This is a genomic window from Coprococcus sp. HPP0074 (assembly GCF_964238105.1).
Lineage (GTDB): Bacteria > Bacillota > Clostridia > Lachnospirales > Lachnospiraceae > Faecalimonas > Faecalimonas umbilicata.
Map to the genome: position 1 here is coordinate 144,560 of NZ_CAXSKS010000006.1, position 25,162 is coordinate 169,721.

Below are 25,162 nucleotides of genomic sequence, written 5' to 3' on the forward strand. Positions count from 1 at the left end.
GAAGGCAGTCATGGCATTAAGTAAAGTTGAAATATGTGGAGTCAATACAGCGAAGCTTCCTCTCCTAAGCAATGAGGAGAAGGAAGCTTTGTTTGTGAAGATCAAAGAAGGGGATGAAGCGGCAAGAGAGCGGTATATCAAGGGGAATTTAAGGTTGGTCCTGAGCGTGATCAAGCGGTTTGCAAGCAGCAATGAAAATGTCGATGATCTTTTTCAGATCGGTTGTGTCGGGTTGATGAAGGCGATTGATAATTTCAATACAGATCTTCAAGTGAAATTTTCAACCTATGCGGTTCCGATGATCATAGGAGAAATCAGGAGATATCTAAGAGACAATAATTCCATCCGTGTAAGCCGTTCTTTAAGGGATACTGCGTATAAGGCAATCTATGCGAAAGAAGGCTATATGAAAAGACATTTAAAAGAACCGACAGTAGAAGAGATTGCAGAGGAGATTGGAATTGCGAAAGAAGATATTATCTTTGCACTGGATGCCATCCAGGCACCGATGAGTCTGAATGAGCCGGTGTATAATGACAGTGGAGATGCGCTGTATGTGATGGATCAGATTAGTGACAAGAAGAACCGGGAGGAATATTGGGTGGAAGGTCTTTCTCTGGAAGCGGCGATGGAACGTTTGAATGAAAGGGAGCGTTTTATTATCCAGCTTCGTTTTTTTGAAGGAAAGACACAGATGGAAGTGGCGAGTCAGGTGAAGATCTCACAGGCGCAGGTAAGTCGTCTGGAGAAAAACGCACTAAAGACAATGCGGCAGTATTTGGCGGGGTAAAAGAAGCATTGCGAAATCCATCTAGGATAGGGCAAAAGATAGGTAGTGTTATTCTGTGAAATGCCGGAAGAAAAAAGAAAAAAGAAGAGGGGAAGACGGTGGAGCAGAGACGAAAAACAATGAAAACACTGCTGATTCTAGTGCTTGTAGCAGTATGTACTTTGCTTTGTACAGCAAGTGAGTCCGAAGAAGAAGAAAATTTCTTGTTGAAATTTCAGCCTATTCATACTATTATATGGATATAAAGGAGAGAGACAATGTATAAAGCGTGCATATTTGACTTAGATGGAACATTGACAAATACGCTGGATTCCCTTGTAAGATCCGTGAATCTGACGTTGTGTGAGATGGGACTGCCAGAGATTACAACAGATCAGTGCAGGCAGTTTGTAGGAAATGGAGCAAGAGTGCTGATGGAGAAAGCATTGATGGCTTCTGGGGCAAGAGATCTTTCAAGAATAGAAGAGGCGATGGAGATTTATGGAAGGATATTTCATGAGAACTGTATGTATCATGTAGAACCATATGCGAAGATCCGAGAGCTTCTGGAAGGATTAACGGAACATCAGATTGAGAGGGCGGTTTTATCGAATAAACCACATGCCCAGACGGTTCAGGTAGTGCAGGACGTATTTGGAAAAGAGTTATTTTCCTACGTGCAGGGGCAGTGTGAAGGGTATCCGAAGAAACCGGATCCGACGATGGTATTTGAGATTGCTAGAAAGCTTGGAAGGAAGATAGAAGAATGTGTCTATATCGGAGATTCCGAGGTAGATATCAGAACCGGAAGTGCAGCGGGAATGCGGACGATCGGAGTTACATGGGGATTTCGTTCTAAGGAAGAATTGCTAGAAGCAGGAGCCGTGGAGACGGTGGATGATCCGCTGGAAATATTGGAACTCATATCATAAGAAAAACATGCATAGAAATACAAAAAGAGGAAATGAAGGAGGATATATGCGATGTACGAATATGATGAGGATTGTTTAAAGGTGTTTTTAAAGAACCAGTCACAATTATTTGATGAGCCGGTGGCAGAGACACTGGAGGAAGCAGAAGCGTTTTTAGAGGACTGTATGGCAGTAATCGTAGACTCTTTGCAGGAAGTAAGAGAGTATTTTGAAGAGAATGGTGCAGACGTTGATGGAATGTCAGATGAAGAGCTTGAGGAGGCTTCTGAAGTGTTTGCATTGCCGGGCGGACAATATCTTGTCGTAGAAGGGTAGCATATTGGCCTGTTTATATGGAAAAATAACTGCTTTGTTGATTGATAAGATCGTACAAGACCAACTAAGAGGGCAGAACATTATAAAAGCCGCAGTCATTTGACTGTGGCTTTTTTGAGTGCTTCTTCGATGGTATCTAAGATGACTTGGGAAGTATAGGGATTCTCTTGCGGCAGAGAAATATTTTCAAGAGACTGTGTGTCGTATACTTGCTCTGCAATATCTTCGATCGCCGGTTGGATCAAAGGAAACATAGTAGTTACCGTGTCGTCTAGATTTGAGAAACGGATAGAATTGATGTGGGAGGCGTCGACGGCGACTTCCACTTCCAGATCGGTGTTGTTCAGTGTCAGTGTGGAAGTGTATATGCCGGGTTGATATTGCTTAGCTCCAGGACTCCCCTCTTTCTTTTCAGGAAGAAACATAAAAAAGAGAAGGAGCAGAAGCAGGATGCCAAGTACAATGAAAATAGTAGTGTAGATGATTTCCTTCATGTGAAGGACGACGATTTTTGTTTTCGAACTCATATATGCCTCCTGTGAATGTATGCTTGAAAAAGAACTATGAAATAATTGTTTTAATATACTTTATGATACGGCAGAAGGAAATATGCGTGACAAACAGGGGCGTATCCTGTAAAATGGGAACGGAGGTGACAATGTATGTATATTATTATTGGATTAGGAAATCCGACAGCACAGTACGAAGGAACAAGACATAATGTCGGATTTGATGTGATAGACCGACTGGGAGAGAAATATAATATAGCTGTGGATACAAAGAAACACAAGGCATATATCGGGAAAGGTATGATCGATGGTCAGAAAGTGCTCCTCGTAAAACCGCAGACCTATATGAATCTGAGCGGAGAGAGTGTGAGGGAACTTGTAGAATATTACAAAGTGGATGCAGAAGAGGAAGTTCTTGTGATTTACGATGACATCAGTCTGGATGTCGGACAACTTCGAATTCGGAAGAAAGGAAGTGCGGGAGGGCACAACGGAATTAAGAATATTATCGCACATCTCGGCACACAGGTATTTCCGAGAATCAAAGTAGGAGTTGGAGAGAAGCCAAAGAATTACGATCTGGCAGATTATGTGCTGGGACACTTTTCCAAGGCAGAGAGAGCGCAGATGGAAGATGGGTATGATCGTGCGACAGAGGCTGTCCGTCTCATTCTTGCAGGAGAAATTGATGCTGCGATGAACCAGTATAACAAAAAGCAGACGACGGTATAAAAATGAAAGGAGTAGGTGTGTATGGAAGCTCTTTTGGAGCCTTTGAGGGAACTGGCAGAGATTGAAGAGATTCAGAACGAAAAGAAAAAAGAAGCAGGATTGATTCAGATTACAGGATGCGTCGGTTCACAGAAGACACATCTGACCTGTGCACTTGGCAGCGACTGTAAGTATAAGTTGATTGTAACTTCCGGAGAATCAAAAGCAAAGCAGATGTATGAGGAGTATCGTTTCTTAAAGGAAACTGTATATTTATATCCCGCAAAAGATTTGCTGTTTTATCATGCAGATTTGCGAGGAAAACAGCTTGTCAGCAGCAGGATGGAAACAATTCAGGCACTTCTCCTTGGGGAAGGGTGTACAGTCATCACGACATTTGATGCGTTTATGGATTCTCTTTTGCCGATTGAGACGATCCGGGAGAGAGTTTTTTCTCTGAAGGTAGGAGATATTATTGATTTTGAGAAAGTTCAGAAAGATCTGACGCTTCTTGGATATGAAAGGGAAGTGCAGATTGAAGGGCCGGGACAGTTTGCGGTGCGTGGGGGAATCTTAGATGTATACCCGCTCACTGAGGAGGTTCCGGTCCGCATAGAACTTTGGGATGATGAAATTGATTCGATCCGCACATTTGACGTGGAGAGTCAGAGATCGATTGAAAATCTGGAAGAGATTACAATCTATCCGGCGTCCGAGTTCATGGATGAGAAGACAAAGCGCGTTTCATTTCTAGACTACTTTCCGCGAGAAGATACGCTTTTGTTTTTGGAAGAGCCGGCACGGCTGATAGAGCAGGGGGAAGCAGCCGAAGCAGAATTTATCGAGAGTATGAAGAAGCGTGTGGAGACCGGGTGTGAAGTGTCAGACGAAGAAGTGAAGCTGTTTGCACCGAAGGAGATTGCATCGAAGATGAATCAGTATCCGGGGATCGGGCTGTCGATTCTGGAAGGCAAAAGAAATCTGTTTCATGTAAAGAAAAGTATTCACCTTCAGGTAAAGGGAGTGAATCCGTACAATAATAGTTTTGAGACACTTACGAGGGATCTGGCACGGCTGAAACGGAGCGGTTACAGAGTGATCCTTTTATCTGGATCCAGGACGAGAGCAAAGCGTCTGGCAGAAGATTTGAGAGATTATAGTTTGAGTAGCTTTTACAGTGAAGAGATGGATCGGGAAGTGAAGCCGGGAGAAATCATGGTCGCCTATGGGCATGTAGATGAGGGATACGAGTATCCACTGTTAAAGTTTATTGTAATCTCGGAGACAGATATTTTTGGGAAGAAAAAGAAGAAAAAGAAACGGAAAACTTATGAAGGACAGAAAATCCAGAGCTTCTCGGATCTGAAGGTCGGAGATTATGTCGTTCATGAGAATCACGGACTTGGAATCTATCAGGGAATTGAGAAGATTGAAGTCGATAAAGTTGCAAAAGATTATATGAAGATCTCTTATGCAGATGGAGGGAATCTTTACATTCTTGCGACACAGCTGGAACTGATCCAGAAATATGCAAGTGCCGATGCAAAAAGACCTAAGCTGAATAAGCTCGGGGGACAGGAATGGGCGAAGACGAAGACGAGAGTCCGTGGGGCAGTCAAAGAAATCGCAAAGGAACTTGTGGAATTGTACGCGGCAAGACAGAAGGAAGAAGGATATGTCTACGGAGAAGATACCATTTGGCAGCGTGAGTTTGAGGAAATGTTTCCGTTTGAGGAGACCGATGATCAGTTAAATGCGATCGAGGCAACTAAAAAAGATATGGAAAGCAAGAAGATCATGGACCGCTTAATCTGCGGGGATGTCGGATACGGGAAGACAGAAGTGGCAGTCCGCGCCGCATTTAAGGCAGTGCAGGAAAGTAAGCAGGTGGTGTACCTCGTTCCGACAACGGTGCTTGCTCAGCAGCATTATAATACGTTTGTACAGCGGATGAAGGATTTTCCGGTGAGAGTAGACCTGCTGTGCAGATTTCGGACTCCGGCACAGCAAAGAAAGACAATCGATGATGTGAGGAAAGGTCTTGTAGATATTGTGATCGGGACGCACCGCGTACTTTCAGATGATCTGAAATTTAAGGATCTTGGCCTGTTGATCATCGATGAGGAGCAGCGGTTTGGGGTACAGCACAAAGAGAAAATCAAGCAGATGAAAGAAAATGTAGACGTGCTGACACTGACAGCAACTCCGATTCCGAGAACGCTTCACATGAGTCTGATCGGAATCCGAGATATGAGCGTGTTAGAAGAGCCTCCGATGGACAGAATGCCGATCCAGACATATGTCATGGAGTACAATGACGAGATGGTACGTGAGGCGATCGAGCGGGAACTCGCAAGAGATGGACAGGTATATTATGTGTACAACAGGGTACAGGACATCGATGAAGTCGCAGACCGGATTCAGAAACTTGTGCCTGAGGCAAATGTGGCATTTGCACATGGACAGATGAGGGAACATCAGCTGGAGCGGATCATGTATGATTTTATCAACGGAGAGATCGATGTATTGATCTCGACGACGATCATTGAGACCGGGCTTGATATTTCCAACGCAAATACGATGATCATACACGATGCGGACCGGCTTGGACTTTCTCAGCTGTACCAGCTTCGCGGGCGTGTCGGGCGGTCAAACCGGATGGCATATGCTTTTTTACTCTATAAGAGGGATAAGCTGTTAAAAGAAGTGGCAGAAAAAAGGTTGTCCGCGATCCGTGAATTTACAGACCTCGGTTCTGGATTTAAGATTGCCATGAGAGATTTGGAAATACGAGGAGCGGGAAATCTTCTTGGGGCAGAGCAACATGGACATATGGAAGCAGTTGGATACGATCTGTACTGTAAAATGTTAAATGAGGCAGTGAAGCATCTGAAGGGCGAAGTAGAGGAAGAACCATATACGACAACGGTTGACCTAAATGTGGATGCATATATTCCTGCATCGTATATTCCGAATGAATATCAGAAGCTGGATATCTATAAGCGGATCGCAGGGATTGAGACAGAGGAAGAGATGGATGATATGATCGAGGAACTGATCGATCGCTTTGGAGATATTCCAAGAAAAGTTCAAAAGCTTCTGGCGATTGCGAACCTGAAAGCGATGGCACACCGACTGTATATTACGGCAGTAGAACAAAAGGGAGAAGAGTATCAATTTACCATGTTTGAGCATGCCAGAATTCGGACAGAAAAAATTCCGAAGCTTTTGGAACTGTACAAAGAAGAGTTGCATTTCAAAATGGATACGCCTCCATATTTCCTCTATCATAAGAAGAACAGAAACCGAAAAGGCAAAGAGGAAGATCCAATTGAAGTTGTGAAAAAAGTGTTAATTGATATGAAAACATTGCTAGAATCATAGTCAGAGAGTATAATGAGAGAGTTAGAAACACGAAGGAGGGCAATTATGAGAAGGACAGGAAAAAAAGCGGCAGCGCTTGCTGTGACAGCAGCACTGGCAGTTTCCGCTGCCGGCTGCGGGTCTGTCAAAGACAGCGATGTGGTAGTTACGATTGGTGGAGAAAAAGTGACTGTAGGTGTTGCCAATTTTTTTGCGCGCTATCAGCAGGCAGAATATGAAACATACTACTCAGGAGTGATGGGAGAGGACATGTGGTCTACAGAGATTTCCAAAGGGAAATCCTATGAGGAGACGGTGAAAAATCAGATCTTAGAGACACTGGAAAATATGTATGTACTCGAAGATCATATGGGCGATTACAAAGTCGAGATCACCGAGGAGGAAAAGAAGAAGATCAGTGAGGCAGCAAAAGCGTTTGATGAGGCAAACGGACTGGAAGAAAAGGAAGCTGTTTCCGGAACAACAGAAAATGTAGAGCGGATGCTGACACTTGTGACGATTCAAGAGAAAATGCAGAAGGCGATGGTCGCAGATGTGGATACAGAAGTGTCTGATGAAGAGGCGGCACAAAAGAGTATGCAGTATGTCAACCTTTCTCTGACAAAGACAAAAGAAGACGGAAGCACAGAGCAGATGACCGAGGAAGAAAAGGCAGAGGCAAAGAAAAAGGCAGAAGCATTCCAGAAAGCAGTTAAGGAAGGGGCTGACTTTGCAAAGACTGCAAAGGAGAAGGAACTGGAAGTAAAGACAATGACTTTTGACGAAGAGACGACAACTCCGGATGAGGGATTGATGACGAAGGCGAATAAACTTGGCGAAGGGGAAGTCTCAGAGGTGATCGAGACGGACAGTGGCTACTATGTGTTGAAAGTGACAAGTCTTCTTGACCGGGAAGCGACCGATGCAGAAAAAGAATCTATCGCAGAAGAGCGAAAGGAAAAACAGTACAAAGATCTGTGCGAAGAGTGGAAAAAAGATGTAAAGATTGAAGTCAATGAAAAGGTATGGGCTAAGATCAGTTTCGAGAAAAAAGGGATTAAGATGAAACAGCAGGAAGAAATTCCATATGCAGAAGGATCTGACACAGATAAAAGTGACCAGAAATAATCGAAAATAGAAGAATGGAGGAGATTTGATGAGTAAGATTGAAGAAGTAAGAAGTGCGATGGTAAGTGCGATGAAGGCAGGGGACAAGGAAACGAAGGAGTCCTTATCACTGCTTTTATCTGCGCTGAAGAATAAGGCGATTGACAAAAAAGGAGATCTGACACCGGAAGAAGAGACACAGGTTAGCCTAAAAGAGATCAAGCAGACAAAAGAGACGTTGGAACTTGCACCGGCAGACCGAAGTGACATTGTGGAAGAATGCCAGAAGAGAATTGCAGTGTTGGAACAGTTTGCACCAAAGATGATGTCAGAAGAAGAAATCCGCGGAGTGATCAAAGAGGTGCTTGCTTCTCTGGCGCTGGAGACACCGACAGCAAAAGACAAAGGAAAGATTATGAAAGAACTGATGCCGAAAGTAAAAGGAAAGGCAGATGGAAAGCTTGTAAATGACATCGTACTGTCTTTTCTGAACTAGTTCGGGAAAACGGAAGATCTCCCGAAAAAGCGATGAGAGAATGTGCTAAAAAAGTTCTGAAAAAGATGTAAAAAAAGATTGTTTAATTGCAACGGCTGATATAGTATAGAGGTAACAAAAAGGAGAAAGGGCGGAGGTATATGATGAGCATTGTATGGTTGGCGTTGATTGTGATTTTTCTGATCGTTGAGATCGCCACAGTAGGACTGACTTCCATCTGGCTTGCAGGAGGTGCACTGGCGGCACTGGTGGTAGAACTTCTCGGACTTGGAATCGTATGGCAGATCGCAGCTTTTCTGATCGTGACTTTTATACTGTTATATTTTACGAGACCTTGGGCGCAGAAATATTTGAATGCAAAATCAGTGAAGACAAACTATGAGAGTCTGATCGGGCAGAAGATTAAGATGACAGAGCGGGTAGATAATTTGAGTCAGACAGGGAAAGCAGTCGTCAACGGACAGGAATGGACGGTCAGAGCGGAAGCAGATGGAGACATTCTGGAGCCGGGCGATTTCGGAGAGGTACTCAGGGTCGAGGGTGTAAAGCTGATCGTAAAGAAAATTTGACAAAAAAAGAAAGTATGGTACAATGCTATATGAAATGACAAATTTCATATAGCATTTTGCTAGGGGAGCCCAGGGCTGAGAAATCACATTGCGTGATGACCCTCACTACTTGAACCGGTTAGTACCGGCGGAAGGAAGCAGTACCAGAACGGTTCCTCCTGTAAAAAATAATAAAGGAGGTTTTTTTATGTCATTTTTTGTAACAAAATCAGATGGGGCATACAGTCTGACAACGGCAGGTTATGTGGCAGTTGCTGTGATTCTTGTGGCGTTGATCGTTGTAGCTGCGCTGTTTGCAAAACGGGAGAAGAAAGAAAAAAAGAAAATTGGAACAAAACAGCTTGTCGTATGTGCGATGGCAGTTGCACTTGCGATGGTGACATCGATGTTAAAGATTTATTCTTTTCCATTTGGTGGATCGGTAACATTATTCAGCATGTTGTTTATCTGTTTTGTTGGCTATTTATATGGACCGGCGACGGGGATGCTGACTGGGGCGGCATACGGGGTACTTCAGCTTCTGATTGAACCATATATTTATTTCCCACTTCAAGTGCTTGTAGATTATCCGCTCGCATTCGGGGCACTCGGACTTTCAGGATGTTTCAGCAAATCCAAACATGGTCTTGTAAAAGGATACTTGTTTGGCGTTCTTGCAAGATATGTATTTGCGGTAATTTCCGGATGGCTCTTTTTTGGAGAATATGCGTGGGACGGTTGGGCAGCGCTTCCATATTCGCTTGTATATAACGGATGTTATATTTTTGCGGAGGCAGCGCTTACAGTTCTCGTTTTATCGATTCCGGCAGTCTCCAAAGCGATGAAGAAAGTGAAGATAACAGCGGTCAACTAATCAATCGGATAGAATTAAAAATAAAAATGTCATAAATTCCTTCATTTTACAGATACTATTTCCAGAAATGGAAAACAAAGTAAAATGGAGGAATTTTTTATATGAAAGCAACAGGAGTCGTAAGAAGAATTGATGATCTCGGGAGGGTTGTAATCCCAAAGGAAATCCGACGGACACTCAGGATTCATGAAGGAGATCCACTTGAAATCTTTACCGATCGAGAGGGAGGTGTCATTTTAAAAAAGTATTCTCCAGTCGGAGAAATGACACCGCTTGCGATACAGTATGCGGAAAGTCTTGCCCAGGTAGCAAAATGTACTGTCTGCATCACCGATCATGAGACGGTAGTCGCAGCGGCGGGAAATGGGAAAAAAGAATTTGCGGGGAAACGAGTCAGTGAGGCATTTCAGACCTGTCTAAGTGACAGAAAGGAGAGATGTGCAGCCAGAGGGGAGAAAGGATTTGTTTTATTGACAGAAGGACAGAGCGCAGTCTTTACGGAGGAAATCATCAGTCCGATTGTGGCGGAGGGGGATGTGATCGGTGCAGTTGTACTTTTAATGAAAGAGGAAACAAAGAGGACGGAAGATGGAGCAGAAAAGCTTGCACTTGCAGCGGCAACTTTTCTCGGGAAACAGATGGAATTTTAAGATGGTCATAAAACATTGTGGACGGGCATAGATTAGAGTGTACTTATTATTTGGTGCAAATACGCTTGAAATCTGGGAGGGACGACAATGGAGAAGACAATCAGACAGGAAATGAAAGTCACATGGGTGTTAAAGGCGCTGATGGCAGCTTACGTTGTGACCGGCTTACTTCTTTTGCTGCTGACACTGCTTGTATACAAGATGGAGTTCAGTGAGGAAAAGGTGACGGCGGGGATTACAGCAATCTATGTACTGTCCACATTTGTGGGCGGACTTGTGATCGGGAAGCTTTCCAAAATGAGAAAATTTTTGTGGGGACTTGCGGTCGGAATTTTATATTTCGGGTTATTGCTTTTGATTTCCTTTGGGATTTATCGTACCTTACAAGGAAATGGGACGAATATTTTGACGTCGTTCCTGCTCTGTGCGGCAGGTGGAATGGCGGGTGGAATGATTTCTTAAAAGAAAGTCTTTTAAATCTTACATGCATGTGATATAATAAGCTAAGTTAATGCTAATTTAAGGAGGAATGTAAGATGAAGCACATTAAAACATTAAATACTCAGACATTAAACAATACAATGAAAAAAGGCGGATGTGGAGAATGCCAGACATCTTGTCAGTCAGCATGTAAGACATCTTGCACAGTTGGAAATCAAACTTGCGAACAAAAGAAATAAGCTAACATCGCACAGATTGAGATCAGGCAGCGGCTTCGGTCGCTGCTTTGTCTTTGCGTTAAGAAGAAAGGAGCAGAACACAAGTGATTCATCAGTATGTAAATAATGGGTATCACATCGTGCTGGATGTCAACAGCGGTTCCGTTCATGTTGTAGATGAACTTTGCTATGATGTCATTCAGGCGCTGGATACAATGGGAATAGATCAGGCAGAAAATCCTGTGGAAGAGTTGAAAAAAGAAGAAACAGCAGCAGGGCTTTTGGAGAAGCTTTCAGCAAAATATGCAGAGAGTGATCTGAAAGATGCCTATGGAGATATCGTGGAACTGACAGAAGCAGGTCAGTTGTTTACAAAAGATATTTATGAACAGTATATCGGGGAAGTGAAGCAGAGAAAGACAGTGGTAAAGGCGCTCTGTATGCACATCGCACATGACTGTAATCTTGCCTGCAAATATTGTTTTGCAGAAGAAGGAGAATATCATGGAAGAAGAGCGCTGATGTCCTATGAAGTTGGAAAGAAAGCGCTGGATTTCCTGATCGCAAACTCTGGAAACAGAAGAAATCTGGAAGTAGATTTCTTTGGAGGGGAGCCTTTGATGAACTGGCAGGTTGTCAAAGACCTGGTGGCATACGGACGTGAGCAGGAAAAGATACATAACAAAAATTTCCGTTTTACGATCACAACAAACGGTGTACTTTTAAATGATGAGGTACAGGAATTTGTCAACAAAGAGATGGACAATGTTGTCTTAAGTCTTGATGGAAGAAAGGAAGTCAACGATAAGATGCGTCCGTTCCGCAATGGAAAGGGAAGTTATGATCTGATCGTGCCGAAATTCCAGAAGCTTGCAGATAGCAGAAATCAAGAGAAATACTATGTGCGTGGGACATTTACAAGAGATAACCTTGATTTTTCTAAAGATGTGCTGCATTTTGCAGATCTTGGTTTCAAACAGATCTCTATTGAACCGGTCGTAGGGGAAGATTCAGATTTCTATTCTATTAAAAAAGAGGACCTTCCAAAGATCTTTGAAGAGTACGATGCACTTGCAAAAGCACTTGTAGAGAGAGAGAAGGAAGGAAAAGGAGTGAATTTCTTCCACTTCATGATCGATCTCGACGGTGGTCCGTGCGTTGCAAAGAGATTGTCTGGATGTGGTTCGGGCACAGAGTATCTTGCAGTGACGCCTTGGGGAGATCTTTACCCTTGTCATCAGTTCGTAGGAGAAGAAGAGTTCCTAATGGGAAATGTAGATGACGGAATTGTGAAGCCGGAGATCGCAGAGGAATTCCGAGGATGTAGTGTATACTCCAAAGAAAAATGTAAGAATTGTTTTGCGAAGTTCTACTGCAGCGGTGGTTGTATGGCGAACTCTCAGAAGTTCCACGGATCGATCCATGACACATATGACATCGGATGCGAGATGGAAAGAAAGCGTGTAGAATGCGCGATCATGATGAAGGCAGCATTGGCAGAGTAAGGGAAAGAAGGTAACAGGACATGAAAAAATCAAGAGGAGTATGGAGCCTGATCGCGACTACACTTCTGATCGTTTTGCTCGGATTTACGACAATCGTCGGATTCGGAAAGGGAAAGATTGGTTCTGCAAAGAACATCACACTGGGGCTGGACCTTGCCGGTGGTGTGAGTATTACCTATCAGGCGAAGGATAAAAATCCTACTTCAGAGCAGATGAGTGATACAATCTACAAGCTTCAAAAGCGTGTGGAGCAGTATAGCACAGAGGCGACAGTTTACCAGGAAGGTGACGACCGGATCAACATTGAGATTCCGGGTGTGACAGATGCAAATAAGATCCTCGATGAGCTTGGAAAACCGGGGTCATTGGTATTCCAGGATTCAGAAGGAAACGTTGTCTTAGAAGGAACGGATGTGAAAACAGCTTCTGCAAAGACAACGCAGGATGAGATGAACAACAAAGAGTATATCGTGGAACTGATCCTCACAAAGGACGGTACAGACAAATTTGCCAAGGCGACAGCGGAAAATCTTGGAAAACAGATTGCAATCGTCTATGACGGAAAGACGATCAGCAATCCGGTTGTACAGTCTGAGATTGACGGCGGACAGGCCTATATAGATGGAATGGCTTCCTATGAAGAGGCAGAAAATCTGGCATCAACAATCCGTATCGGAGGACTTCAGCTGGAACTGGAAGAACTTCGTTCTAATGTAGTCGGAGCACAGCTTGGAGAAGAGGCAATCAGCACAAGTCTTCTTGCAGGAGCGATCGGACTTGCAATCGTGCTTGTATTTATGTGTATTGTATATCTGCTTCCGGGATTTGCATCCAGCATTGCTCTGATCATTTACACAGGACTGACACTGGTACTTTTAAATGCATTTAATATTACATTGACTCTGCCGGGTATCGCTGGTATCGTGCTGTCTATCGGTATGGCGGTCGATGCAAATGTCATTATTTTTGCGAGAGTCAGAGAAGAACTGGCAGCAGGAAGGGCTGTGAAATCAGCGCTCCGCATCGGATTTCAGAAAGCATTGTCTGCTATCATTGATGGAAATATCACAACATTGATCGCAGCACTGGTACTTGGATTAAAAGGCACAGGAAGTGTCAAGGGATTTGCGCAGACACTTGCACTTGGTGTGGTTGTGTCCATGTTTACAGCACTGTTCATTACAAGAATCATTATCTTCTCGCTGTATGCGATTGGTTTCCGAGATGTGAAGTTTTATGGAGCGAAGAAGACAACGAAAGTTCGCAACTTCCTCGGAAAGAAAGCAGTCTGCTTTGCCATCTCCGGAGTGATCATCCTCGGCGGACTTGGAATCATGGGATACCATGCAGCAAAAGGGCAGGGGGCATTTAAGTACAGCCTGGAATTTATGGGCGGTACTTCCACAAATGTAACATTCAATGAGGATTACTCAATCAAAGAGATTGATTCCAAAGTGGTTCCGGTTGTTGAGAAGATTACAAAAGATGCAAATGTGCAGACACAAAAAGTTGATGGTTCCAATGCGGTCATTATCAAAACGAGAAGTCTTGACTTAGAGGAGCGTGAAGCATTTAATAAAGCAATGGTAGACAATTTTGATGTGGACGAAAGTCTGATCACTTCTGAGAATATCAGCTCTACCGTAAGTTCCGAGATGAGAAGCGACGCAGTTGTTGCGCTTTTAATCGCGACAGCCTGCATGCTTCTGTATATTTGGTTCCGCTTTAAAGATGTGCGCTTTGCAACAAGTGCAGTCATCGCATTGTTAAATGACGTACTGTTTGTTGTAGTTTTCTATGGAGTGGCAAGAATTTCTGTCGGAAATACATTTATCGCATGTATTTTGACAATGGTCGGATATTCGATCAACTCGACGATCGTTATCTTCGACCGTATCCGTGAGGAATTGAAAGTGCAAAAACGTAATGAAGATTTGGCGACACTTGTCAACCGCTGTATTTCTGAGACACTGACAAGAAGTATCTATACGAACTTTACAACTTTTGTTATGGTTGTAATTCTCTTTATTCTCGGAGTAAGCTCTGTGAAAGAATTTGCGGCACCACTGATGGTTGGAATCGTAGGAGGAACTTTCTCTTCAATTACGATCACAGGTGCACTTTGGTACATTATGAGGACAAAGATTCAGAAGAAAAAATAGAAAAAGACAGGGGCGGGAGAACGAGGAGGTTCTTCTGCCCCTGTTTTTCGATGAGGTATATGATGGAAAAATGGTTTATTATGCGGAAGGGTGCACCGTTTCAGGAAATTGCACAGAAATTTCACATCAGCCCCATTCTCGCAAGACTGATCCGGAACCGGGAGATCACGGATGAGGAAGAGATCAGACTTTATTTAAACGGAACGATCGCAGAACTCCACGATGGAATTCTGATGAAAGATATGGACCGTGCAGTGGAAATTTTAAGTGAGAAGATCCGGGAGAAAAAGCCGATCCGGGTGATTGGGGATTATGATATTGACGGGGTGAATGCAACATATATCCTTTTGGAAGGAATAGAAAAGCTTGGTGGAGTTGTGGACAGCGACATCCCGGATCGTATGAAAGATGGATATGGACTGAATCAGGAATTGATCAACCGTGCGCTGGAGGCGGGGGTCGACACGATCATCACTTGTGATAATGGAATTGCGGCGGCAGAAGAGATTGCCTATGCGAAGAAGATGGGGATGACGATCATTGTCACGGACCATCATGAAATCCCATATGAAGAAAAAAATGGGGAAAAAGTGTATGAACTTCCACCGGCAGATGCGGTCGTTGATCCGAAGCGGATCGACTGTGAATATCCGTTCTCTTCCCTGTGTGGCGCGGCAGTGGCTTATAAGCTGGTGGAAACACTCTTCAATGTGATGGGGCAGGACGTGGAGGACGTAGATTATCTGATGGAAAATGTGGCGATTGCGACGGTAGGAGATGTGATGGATCTTGTCGGAGAAAACCGCATTTTTGTAAAGCAGGGACTGGAGATGCTAAAGTGTACAAAAAACTATGGACTGGATGCTTTGATCGAATGCACCGGCGTTGACCGGGCACATTTGTCTGCATATCATATTGGATTTGTCATCGGACCATGCCTGAATGCGGGAGGAAGGCTTGACACGGCAAAACGGGCATTGGAACTTCTGAGAGCCTCCAGTCGGAGAGAGGCAGATATGCTTGCGGGGGATCTAAAAGCATTGAATGACAGCCGAAAAGAAATGACACAGGCAGGGGTCGAGGAGGCGGTGAAGATGGTAGAGACAACAGCGCTTCAGAAAGACAAAGTGCTTGTGATTTTTCTTCCGGACTGCCATGAAAGTCTGGCCGGAATCATTGCCGGACGGATCAGAGAACGGTATCACAAGCCGGTATTTATTCTTACAAAAGCAGAACAGGGGGCAAAGGGCTCTGGCAGGTCGATCGAGAATTATGATATGTACGAGGAGATGAGTAAGTGCAAAGCCTTGTTTACCAAGTTTGGAGGACATAAGATGGCAGCAGGATTATCGCTTCCGGAAGAGAATATCGAAGTATTTCGCAGACAGATGAATGAAAAAACGGTACTGACAGAAGAGGATTTCTGTGAGAAAGTATCAATCGACATGCAGATGCCACTCCAATATGTGACAGAGGAACTGGTAGAGGAACTGGAACTTCTGGAACCGTTTGGAAAAGGAAATACGAAACCGGTCTTTGTAGAAAAAGATATGCTTGTCCTAAATAGCCGGATCCTCGGGAAAAATCAGAATGTGCTGAAGATGCAAGTGAAAGACTTGGGAGGAACGGTGATGGATGCGATTTATTTTGGAGAGGCACAGGAATGTCTGGAAAAAATCAGGAGAGCAGGGGGGAAAATCACAGCGACGTATTATCCATCGGTCAATGAATTTCGTGGACAGAAGACACTTCAGATTGTGATACAAAATTACAGGTGATTCGATATGATATAAATGTTGTTTCAAAGCAAAAAAAGTGATATACTAAACAATATCGTTTGAAGCAAAGGAGAAGGAGGGATCGAGATGTCAGAAACACTGGAAATCAGACCAAAAGAATTTAAAATGGTGGACGGCCACGCAGTTAAGGAGCCGGAAGACTATCAAGATCCCGAACTGTTGTACCAGTCATTAATCAAGAGGATAAGAGAGTATCATCCATCGGCGGATATCTCTATGATCGAGAAGGCATACCGGATTGCAAAGCAGGCTCACGAAGGACAGAAGAGGAAGTCCGGAGAGCCTTACATCATCCATCCACTTTGGGTAGGAATCATTCTGGCAGAGCTTGAGATGGATAAAGAGACGATCGTTGCAGGAATTTTGCATGATGCTGTGGAAGATACGATCATGACGAGGGATGATATTGAGAGGGAATTCGGCGCGGAGGTAGCACTCCTTGTGGAGGGGGTCACAAAGCTTGGACAGTTATCTTATTCAAAAGATGTCGATAAGATGGAACTTCAGGCAGAGAACTTAAGGAAGATGTTTCTTGCGATGTCCAAGGATATCCGTGTGATCATCGTGAAGCTGGCAGACCGTCTGCATAATATGCGTACGGCACAGTTCTGGCCGCCGCACAAGCAGAAGGAGAAGGCGAGAGAGACGATGGATATCTACGCTCCGATCGCACAGAGACTTGGAATTTCTAAAATCAAGAAAGAACTGGACGATCTGGCGCTGAAGTACTATCAGCCGGAAGTGTTCTATGATCTTGTGAAGCAGATTAATGACCGGAAGACAGAGCGGGAGGAATTTGTACAGCAGATTGTAGATGAGGTGGCAAGCCATATGAAGAATGCGGACATTCAGGCAGAAGTCTATGGCAGAGTGAAGCATTTCTTCAGTATCTATAAAAAGATGGTCAATCAGGATAAGACAGTAGATCAGGTCTATGATCTGTTTGCGGTCCGCATCATCGTAGATACGGTGAAGGATTGTTATGCCGCGCTTGGTGTGATCCATGAGATGTACACACCGATTCCGGGAAGATTTAAAGATTATATTGCGATGCCAAAGGCAAATATGTACCAGTCTTTACATACAACGCTGATGGGACCTGCAGGACAGCCGTTTGAGATCCAGATCCGAACGAAGGAGATGCACAAGACGGCCGAGTATGGTATCGCAGCACACTGGAAGTACAAAGAGAGCGGGGATGGCAAGAAGAATATTGCCATGCAGGAAGAGGAGAAGTTAAGCTGGCTCAGGCAGATTCTCGAGTGGCAGCAGAATACGGACAATCGTGAATTTTTAAGTCTGTTAAAGGGCGGTCTGGATCTGTTTGCCGAAGATGTTTACTGCTTTACGCCGAACGGAGATGTGAAAAATCTTCCAAATGGTTCTACACCGATTGATTTCGCCTATGCGATCCACTCGGCAGTCGGCAATAAGATGGTCGGGGCGAGAGTCAACGGAAAGCTTGTGACGATTGATTACAAGATTCAGAACGGAGACCGCATTGAGATACTGACATCACAGAATTCTAAGGGGCCGAGCCGTGACTGGTTGTCGATCGTCAAGAGTACGCAGGCAAAGAATAAGATCAATCAGTGGTTTAAGAAGGAGTTCAAAGAGGAGAATATCATCCGCGGAAAAGAGATGCTTCAGGCTTATTGCAAGGCAAAATCTCTCGTGTTGAGTGACCTGACAAAGCCAAAATATATGCAAGTTGTGCAGAAGAAATATGGATTCCGAGACTGGGATGCAGTGCTTGCGGCGTTGGGACATGGAGGACTCAAGGAGGGACAGATTGTCAATCGCCTTGCTGAGGAATATCAGAAGGATCACAAGGAAGAGATCACGGATGAGACGATTCTTGAGAAAGTGTCAGAGGCGTCCAAACATAAAGTGCACATCGCAAAATCAAAGAGCGGAATTGTGGTAAAAGGAATCGATGATATTGCAGTCCGTTTTTCAAGGTGCTGCAATCCGGTGCCGGGGGATGAAATCGTGGGATTTGTGACAAGAGGAAGAGGAATGTCGATTCATCGCACAGACTGTGTCAATATTCTTCACTTGTCTAATGCAGAGCGTGCACGGTTGATCGATGCAGAGTGGGAACAGACAGAAAGCGATGCATCCAATGGACAGTATATGGCAGAGATTAAGATGTATGCGACAGATCGGCAGGGAATGCTGATGGAGATTTCCAAGATCTTTACGGAGAATAAGATTGATGTCAAGTCCATGAATGTGCGTACTAGTAAGCAGGGAACTGCGACCATTGAGATGGGATTTATTGTGCGCGGTCGTGAGGAATTGGCAAGACTGATTGAAAAGATGCGTCAGTTAGAAGGCGTGATCGATATAGAACGTAGTGTGGGGTAACAAAAAGAGATGAAAGTAGAACGTTTTTTAACTGGAATATTAAGTACGAACTGTTATGTTGCATGGAATGAACAGACGAAGGAAGCCGTAATCGTAGATCCGGCGGCATATTCCAAGAAGTTGGCAGAATTTCTCCGAGAAGAGGGATTAAAGCCGCAGGCAGTGCTTCTGACACATGGACATTTTGACCATATTATGGGGCTAGATGCATTGCTTGAGGAGTATCCGGTTCCGGTATATGTCCATGAAGCAGAGAAAGGACTGATCGCAGATCCGAAGACAAATCTTTCTTTGACTTATACAAACGGGTACGTCTTTGAGGATGCAACCTATGTGACGGACGGTCAGAAGATTGCGGCTGCAGGGGTGACATTTGAAGTATTATTTACACCTGGACATACATCGGGCGGATGTTGTTATTACGCGGAGACAGAGAACATGTTGTTCAGTGGGGATACACTGTTTCGGTGTTCCGTCGGAAGGAGTGATCTGCCGACGGGGGATGAGACGACATTGATTCGTTCTATCAAGGAGAAGCTCCTTGTTCTGCCGGAAAATACAGTGGTATATCCAGGGCATATGGCAGCGACGACTATTCAGACAGAGAAGACAGCAAATCCATTTCTGGCGTAAGTGCTGAAAAGATAAAACCAATTCTGTTCAGAAAAATGTCAGAATCATACAAGGAGCAAAAAAGGTGTTTTGTGTAAGGTAACTGAGGGCGGGGAAGCATTTTCCCGTCCTTCCTTCGTAAGAGAGAAGAGGAGTGCTGTCTGTGACAGTGGTGTAAAAAACACAGTGAGAGAATAAATGAGGAAGAGAAGAGAATGATTCGATTACGGATAAAAGACAAAAGTTATATCTATGATGTATTTCATATTGTAAAAGCATTTTTCCCAAATGAGACAGTAGAGCAGGAAATTGATGAGGAGCAGGGAATGTTTCTGGAGCTGGAGGTGTGTGTGCAGGAGCGCATTTGCAGAATCTGTGCGGAGATAAAGGAACTGGATGCATATGAGACAAAAAAAGAGAAGAAGCAGTATCTGGACCGAAAGATTTACCGGGCGCTTGCAGAATATTCCGGGAAAACGCTGGCGTGGGGAATCCTAACGGGGATCCGCCCGACAAAAATCGCAATGAAGATGTTAGAAGAGCAGATGGAGGAAGAAGAGATTCAGAGAACTCTCATGGAACAATATCTGATGAGTGAGGAGAAAGCACGCCTTGGAATCGAGATTGCAAAGCGCGAGAAGGCCCAGCTGGAGCAGCTTGATTATGAAGATGGATATAGTCTCTATGTGGGAATCCCATTCTGTCCGACCACCTGTGCGTACTGTTCGTTTACCTCATACCCGATCGAAGCATGGAAGACGAGGGTGGAGGAATATCTCGATGCACTTTGCAAGGAAATCAGCTATGTCGGGGATATTTCAAAAGAGAAGAAATTAAATACAATCTACATTGGTGGAGGAACGCCGACGACGTTGGAAGCAGATCAGTTAGATCGTCTGCTCACACATTTGGAAGAGACATTTTCTTATGAGGAGATAAAGGAGATTACCGTGGAGGCAGGGCGGCCTGACAGTATTACAAGAGAAAAACTGGAAGTGCTGAAGCGCCACAAGATTCCGCGGATTTCGATTAACCCGCAGACGATGCAGCAAAAGACTTTGGATCTCATCGGGAGAAGGCATACCGTGGAGGATATTCTCCGCGTGTATGGGATGGCGAGAGAATTGGAGTTTGAAAATATCAACATGGATCTGATTGCCGGACTTCCGGGAGAGACGGTGGAAGATGTCAAAGACACGTTAAGGCAGATTGAGGAACTTTCTCCTGACAGTATTACGGTGCACTCGCTGGCAGTTAAGCGTGCATCAAGGCTGGCACAGATGCCGGAATTGAAAGAGGCTGCGCTCCAGGAGGAAAGAGGACGGCAGATGGAAGCGATGATAGATCTCGCAGCGGAGAGTGCTGCGCGGATGGGAATGAAACCGTATTATCTGTATCGCCAGAAAAATATTGCCGGAAATTTTGAAAATGTTGGCTATGCAAAGGTTGACAAAGCAGGAATATACAATATACTTATTATGGAGGAAAAACAGTCTATCGTAGCAGTGGGAGCAGGAGCCTCCACAAAGGCTGTATTTTCGGCGGCAGAAGACCAGTTAAAGAACGGTCAGCCGGGAAAAGAAGTAAAATTAGAAAAAAGGATTGAGCGTGTGGAAAATGTCAAAGATGTGGGACAGTATATCGCACGGATCGACGAGATGATAGAGCGAAAGGGAGAACTATTATGGCATTAAAGAAAAAGCCCGTAACCGGGATGAAAGATATGTTACCGAGAGAGATGCAGATCCGGGATTATGTGATCCGTCTGATCAAGGAGACATATGGAACATTTGGATTCTCTTCGATTGAGACACCATGTGTGGAGCATATCGAGAACCTGTCGAGCAAGCAAGGGGGAGAGAATGAAAAGTTGATCTTTAAAATTTTAAAACGTGGAGAGAAGTTAAAGCTGGACACAGCAGAATGTGAGGCAGATCTCGTGGATGGTGGACTCAGATATGATCTGACTGTTCCGTTATCCCGTTATTATTCCAACAATGTCAGTGAGCTTCCATCTCCGTTTAAAGCGCTGCAGATGGGAAATGTGTGGAGAGCTGACCGTCCGCAGAGAGGGCGCTTCCGTCAGTTCATGCAGTGCGATATTGACATCTTAGGAGAACCAAATAATCTTGCGGAGATCGAATTGATCCTTGCGACGACGACACTGCTTGGGAAACTGGATTTTAAAAACTTTACTGTCCGTATCAATGACCGGAAGATCTTAAAGGCGATGGCAGCTTACAGCGGATTCGAAGAGAAAGACTATGATGATGTATTTATCATCCTGGACAAGATGGATAAGATTGGTCTGGACGGTGTAGAAAAAGAACTGCAGGAGCATGGATATCCGAAAGAAGCGGTTGAAAAATATCTTCAGTTATTCAAGGAGATTACAAATGATATCGAGGGAGTACGCTACTGCAAAGAGAAATTAGAGGGATACCTTGAGGAAGCGACTGCAGATGGGCTGGAGATGATCATCGCAAGTGTGGACAGTGTGAAAGAAGCAGATTTTAAGTTAAGTTTTGACCCGACACTGGTGCGGGGAATGTCTTACTATACCGGAACGATCTTTGAGATTGCGATGGATGAGTTCGGCGGCTCTGTCGGAGGCGGCGGAAGATATGATGAGATGATCGGAAAGTTTACCGGACAGCCGACACCGGCATGCGGATTTTCAATCGGATTTGAGCGGATCGTCATGCTGCTTTTAGAGAGAGGATATGAGATTCCGGACAACAAAGAGAAGCTGGCGCTCTTGATCGAGAAAGGAATGCCGCAGGAGAAGATGCTGGAAGTGCTGGCATTTGCAAAAGAGCAGCGTGCTGCAGGGAAGCAAGTAATGCTCTCGATCATGAAGAAAAACAAGAAATTCCAGAAAGAACAACTTTCTCAGGAAGGTTACACAGAAATTAAGGAATTTTTTAAATAAATATGGAGGAAAAGAACATGGCAGAATCAATGCAGGGCTTAAAGAGAAGCCACAGATGTGCAGAGTTAAGCAAAGCAAATATCGGTGAGACTGTGACCGTGATGGGATGGGTGCAGAAGAACCGTAATAAAGGAGGAATCGTTTTCGTAGATTTAAGAGACCGCTCCGGTCTGCTGCAGATCATTTTTGAAAATGGTTCCATCGATGAAGCCGGATTTGAAAAGGCAGGAAAATTAAGAAGTGAATTTGTAATCGCAGTAGTGGGAACTGTGGAGGCACGTTCTGGTGCAGTCAATGAGAATCTTGCAACAGGAGAGATCGAGATTCGCGCAAGAGAGATCCGGATCTTATCCGAGTCAGAGACACCGCCGTTTCCAATCGAGGAGAACAGTAAGACAAAGGAAGAACTTCGTCTGAAATATCGTTTCCTTGACCTGAGAAGACCGGATCTTCAGAGAAATCTGATGATGAGAAGTAAGGCTGCTACACTGACACGTCAGTTCCTTGCAGAAGAAGGATTCCTTGAGATCGAGACACCGATGCTGATCAAGAGTACACCGGAAGGCGCGAGAGACTACCTTGTACCAAGCCGTGTACACCCAGGGAATTTCTACGCACTGCCGCAGTCACCACAGATTTTCAAACAGCTTCTGATGTGTTCCGGATATGATCGTTATTTTCAGATTGTAAAATGTTTCCGTGACGAGGATCTTCGTGCAGATCGTCAGCCGGAATTTACACAGATCGATATGGAGCTTTCTTTCGTAGACGTAGATGATGTCATCGATGTCAATGAAAGATTGCTGGCAAAATTATTTAAAGAAATCTTAGGTGTAGAAGTAAGCCTTCCGATTCCGCGCATGACATGGCAGGAGGCGATGGATCGCTTTGGTTCCGATAAGCCGGATATCCGCTTTGGAATGGAACTTGTGGACGTATCTGAAGTCGTAAAAGACTGTGAGTTCGTCGTATTTAAAAATGCACTGGAAAACGGGGGAAGTGTCAGAGGTATCAATGCCAAAGGGCAGGGAGCGATGCCGCGTAAGAAGATTGATAAACTGGTAGATTTCGCCAAAGATTTTGGTGCAAAAGGGCTTGCTTACATTGCAATCCAGGAAGACGGTACGGTGAAATCTTCGTTCGCAAAATTTATGAGCGAAGAAGAGATGCACGCATTGATCGAGGCGATGGGTGGAGAGAACGGAGACTTACTTCTCTTTGCTGCTGATAAGAATAAAGTTGTATGGGATGTGTTAGGAAATCTGCGTCTGGAGATCGCACGTCAGTTAGAGATCCTTGACAAAGGAGATTACAGATTCCTCTGGGTAACAGAATTCCCGTTATTAGAGTGGAACGAGGAAGCCGGAAGATATACAGCAATGCATCATCCATTTACAATGCCGATGGAAGAAGACCTTGACCTTCTTGATACAGATCCGGGAAAAGTCCGTGCAAAAGCATACGATATCGTATTAAACGGAACGGAACTCGGAGGCGGAAGTGTCCGTATCTTCAATCAGGAGATTCAGAATAAGATGTTTGAAGTGCTTGGATTTACAAGAGAGCAGGCAGAAGAACAGTTTGGGTTCCTGTTAAGTGCATTCAAATATGGAGTGCCGCCGCACGCAGGATTAGCATACGGACTTGACCGTCTGATCATGTTGATGGCAAAAGAAGACAGCATCCGTGACGTGATCGCGTTCCCGAAAGTCAAAGATGCCTCCGATCTGATGACAGAAGCGCCGGCAGCAGTTGACAGAAAACAGTTAGAAGAACTTGGACTTGAGATTGCAAAGGTAGAAGAGTAGATCGTATTTAAAATTGCAAAGAAAAGAGAGCGTTGTGAAATAGGGAGAGGATTCCTTATTTCACAACGCTCTTTTTTGAGTACAAATCAGATTTATGTGAGCCTATGAATGATAACCAAGCTCTTCTTCCAGTTTTTTCTTTGTCTGTAGCATCAGCTTGGAGAGTTCCAGGATACGCTCATCTGTCATGCGGACGGTCGGGCCGGAGATACTGAAAGCATATTTTGGCTTGCCGCTGTAATCCATGATCGAGGAGGCAATGCAGCGAACGCCGTTTTCATTTTCTTCATTGTCAAGTGCGTAACCATTTTCCCGCGCTTCTTCCAAAATAATAAATAGTTCATCCAGATCGGTGACGGTATACTCTGTCAGTGCCTCGATCTTACTGTCGCCCCAAATTGTACGCACTTCCTCTGGACGCATCATGGCGAGCAGTGCTTTTCCAACACCGGAACGATACATTGGTGTGCGGCTTCCAACACGGGATACCATTCGCACCGAGTTAGAGCTGGATTCTACCTTGTCGATGTACACGACGTCCAGTCCGTCACGTTTGACAAGATGGACGGTCTCTCCGCTGATATCTGCGAGCTCCTTTAAATAAGGGTGAATGGTAGATAACACATCAATATGCCCTAAAATCCGGCTGGAAATTTCAAGCAGTTTAAAAGAAAGGGAATATTTTCCACTCTCTTCATCTTGACGCACATAATCCATATACATGAGTGAGGTTAGAAGTCGGTGGGTCGTGCTTTTATGTAAACCAAGCGTATTGCTCAGTTCAATCAGTCCGGTCGGACCGGACTTGGAAAGTTCTTCAATGACTGCAAACAGTCTGTCTGCGACCTGAATCGGATTTTTTTGTTCTGCAGTCTGAGTTGTAGTTTGGTTCTCTTTTTTATCGTACACAATCATTTCCTCCTAGAATCTGTGGACTATTGTAACATTTTATGAAAAGAGAAGCAATCCCCTTTCCAGATTCAGGGAGAATGGAAGGAGGTTTCGGGTGATCGGAGAATAAATCCTGCATTTGTTGGAGAA

At 44.4% G+C, this 25,162-nt stretch carries 22 protein-coding genes and 1 riboswitch; of the genes, 20 read left to right on the plus strand and 2 right to left on the minus strand.

Features of this window, described 5'->3' with window-relative positions:
• Positions 1-10: 10 nt before the first annotated feature.
• The 3 genes from sigG to ACESPO_RS09325 all read left to right on the plus strand — a co-directional run bounded on the left by sigG (position 11) and on the right by ACESPO_RS09325 (position 2,016).
• Positions 11-790, plus strand: a complete 780-nt coding sequence (gene sigG, locus ACESPO_RS09315; protein WP_009262934.1) for an RNA polymerase sporulation sigma factor SigG — start codon at positions 11-13, stop codon at positions 788-790.
• Positions 791-1,047: 257 nt separating this feature from the next.
• A complete protein-coding gene (locus tag ACESPO_RS09320) occupies positions 1,048-1,701 on the plus strand; it encodes an HAD family hydrolase (RefSeq protein WP_336304692.1) in 654 nt (217 codons plus the stop codon).
• Between the two features lie 51 nt (positions 1,702-1,752).
• The gene (locus ACESPO_RS09325) at positions 1,753-2,016 is read left to right on the plus strand and encodes a glyoxalase (protein ID WP_008976455.1); all 264 of its coding nucleotides are present in this window, start codon (positions 1,753-1,755) and stop codon (positions 2,014-2,016) included.
• A gap of 95 nt (positions 2,017-2,111) precedes the next feature.
• On the opposite strand, the gene ACESPO_RS09330 is transcribed toward ACESPO_RS09325, so the two are convergent.
• Entirely contained in the window at positions 2,112-2,543 is a 432-nt protein-coding gene (locus ACESPO_RS09330; protein ID WP_008976454.1) for a hypothetical protein, read from the minus strand.
• A 135-nt stretch (positions 2,544-2,678) separates the two neighbouring features.
• Here ACESPO_RS09330 and pth point away from each other — a divergent pair, with 135 nt between their 5' ends.
• From pth to aspS, 17 genes are all read left to right on the plus strand, one after another.
• A complete protein-coding gene (gene pth, locus ACESPO_RS09335; RefSeq protein ID WP_009262932.1) occupies positions 2,679-3,257 on the plus strand; it encodes an aminoacyl-tRNA hydrolase in 579 nt (192 codons plus the stop codon).
• 21 nt (positions 3,258-3,278) lie between these two features.
• Complete coding sequence (mfd, locus tag ACESPO_RS09340; RefSeq protein ID WP_336304693.1) at positions 3,279-6,620, plus strand: transcription-repair coupling factor; 3,342 nt, start codon at positions 3,279-3,281, stop codon at positions 6,618-6,620.
• A gap of 45 nt (positions 6,621-6,665) precedes the next feature.
• Positions 6,666-7,727, plus strand: a complete 1,062-nt coding sequence (locus ACESPO_RS09345) for a peptidyl-prolyl cis-trans isomerase (protein WP_336304694.1) — start codon at positions 6,666-6,668, stop codon at positions 7,725-7,727.
• 28 nt (positions 7,728-7,755) lie between these two features.
• A complete protein-coding gene (locus ACESPO_RS09350; protein ID WP_499788747.1) occupies positions 7,756-8,202 on the plus strand; it encodes a GatB/YqeY domain-containing protein in 447 nt (148 codons plus the stop codon).
• Between the two features lie 143 nt (positions 8,203-8,345).
• Positions 8,346-8,771, plus strand: a complete 426-nt coding sequence (locus tag ACESPO_RS09355; RefSeq protein WP_016439353.1) for an NfeD family protein — start codon at positions 8,346-8,348, stop codon at positions 8,769-8,771.
• Between the two features lie 51 nt (positions 8,772-8,822).
• A riboswitch (TPP riboswitch) is annotated at positions 8,823-8,924 on the plus strand.
• Positions 8,925-8,958: 34 nt separating this feature from the next.
• Positions 8,959-9,624, plus strand: coding sequence for an energy-coupled thiamine transporter ThiT (gene thiT, locus ACESPO_RS09360; RefSeq protein WP_336304695.1), 666 nt, complete (start codon positions 8,959-8,961; stop codon positions 9,622-9,624).
• A 101-nt stretch (positions 9,625-9,725) separates the two neighbouring features.
• Entirely contained in the window at positions 9,726-10,274 is a 549-nt protein-coding gene (locus tag ACESPO_RS09365) for a stage V sporulation T C-terminal domain-containing protein (protein ID WP_009262926.1), read from the plus strand.
• An 87-nt stretch (positions 10,275-10,361) separates the two neighbouring features.
• Positions 10,362-10,736 carry a TIGR04086 family membrane protein gene (locus ACESPO_RS09370; RefSeq protein ID WP_008976446.1) on the plus strand — a complete coding sequence of 125 codons (375 nt, stop codon included), beginning with the start codon at positions 10,362-10,364 and terminating at the stop codon, positions 10,734-10,736.
• Between the two features lie 74 nt (positions 10,737-10,810).
• The gene (gene scfA / locus ACESPO_RS09375; protein ID WP_008976445.1) at positions 10,811-10,954 is read left to right on the plus strand and encodes a six-cysteine ranthipeptide SCIFF; all 144 of its coding nucleotides are present in this window, start codon (positions 10,811-10,813) and stop codon (positions 10,952-10,954) included.
• 83 nt (positions 10,955-11,037) lie between these two features.
• Positions 11,038-12,438: a thioether cross-link-forming SCIFF peptide maturase gene (scfB, locus tag ACESPO_RS09380; RefSeq protein ID WP_009262924.1), complete on the plus strand. Its 1,401-nt coding sequence runs from the start codon at positions 11,038-11,040 to the stop codon at positions 12,436-12,438.
• A 20-nt stretch (positions 12,439-12,458) separates the two neighbouring features.
• Complete coding sequence (locus ACESPO_RS09385) at positions 12,459-14,600, plus strand: protein translocase subunit SecDF (protein WP_008976443.1); 2,142 nt, start codon at positions 12,459-12,461, stop codon at positions 14,598-14,600.
• 62 nt (positions 14,601-14,662) lie between these two features.
• The gene (gene recJ, locus ACESPO_RS09390; protein ID WP_270602525.1) at positions 14,663-16,378 is read left to right on the plus strand and encodes a single-stranded-DNA-specific exonuclease RecJ; all 1,716 of its coding nucleotides are present in this window, start codon (positions 14,663-14,665) and stop codon (positions 16,376-16,378) included.
• Between the two features lie 87 nt (positions 16,379-16,465).
• On the plus strand, positions 16,466-18,769 hold the full coding sequence (locus ACESPO_RS09395; RefSeq protein ID WP_008976441.1) for a RelA/SpoT family protein: 2,304 nt from the start codon (positions 16,466-16,468) through the stop codon (positions 18,767-18,769).
• A 9-nt stretch (positions 18,770-18,778) separates the two neighbouring features.
• A complete protein-coding gene (locus ACESPO_RS09400) occupies positions 18,779-19,402 on the plus strand; it encodes an MBL fold metallo-hydrolase (protein WP_008976440.1) in 624 nt (207 codons plus the stop codon).
• Positions 19,403-19,596: 194 nt separating this feature from the next.
• Positions 19,597-21,075: a coproporphyrinogen dehydrogenase HemZ gene (hemZ, locus tag ACESPO_RS09405; RefSeq protein ID WP_317344676.1), complete on the plus strand. Its 1,479-nt coding sequence runs from the start codon at positions 19,597-19,599 to the stop codon at positions 21,073-21,075.
• The gene (gene hisS / locus ACESPO_RS09410; RefSeq protein WP_016439348.1) at positions 21,066-22,313 is read left to right on the plus strand and encodes a histidine--tRNA ligase; all 1,248 of its coding nucleotides are present in this window, start codon (positions 21,066-21,068) and stop codon (positions 22,311-22,313) included. The genes hemZ and hisS overlap by 10 nt, the downstream gene beginning before the upstream one ends.
• 17 nt (positions 22,314-22,330) lie before the next feature.
• Positions 22,331-24,121, plus strand: a complete 1,791-nt coding sequence (aspS, locus tag ACESPO_RS09415; protein WP_009262920.1) for an aspartate--tRNA ligase — start codon at positions 22,331-22,333, stop codon at positions 24,119-24,121.
• A gap of 102 nt (positions 24,122-24,223) precedes the next feature.
• Here aspS and ACESPO_RS09420 read toward each other — a convergent pair whose 3' ends face one another.
• Complete coding sequence (locus tag ACESPO_RS09420; protein ID WP_008976436.1) at positions 24,224-25,030, minus strand: IclR family transcriptional regulator; 807 nt, start codon at positions 25,028-25,030, stop codon at positions 24,224-24,226.
• Between the last annotated feature and the right edge of the window lie 132 nt (positions 25,031-25,162).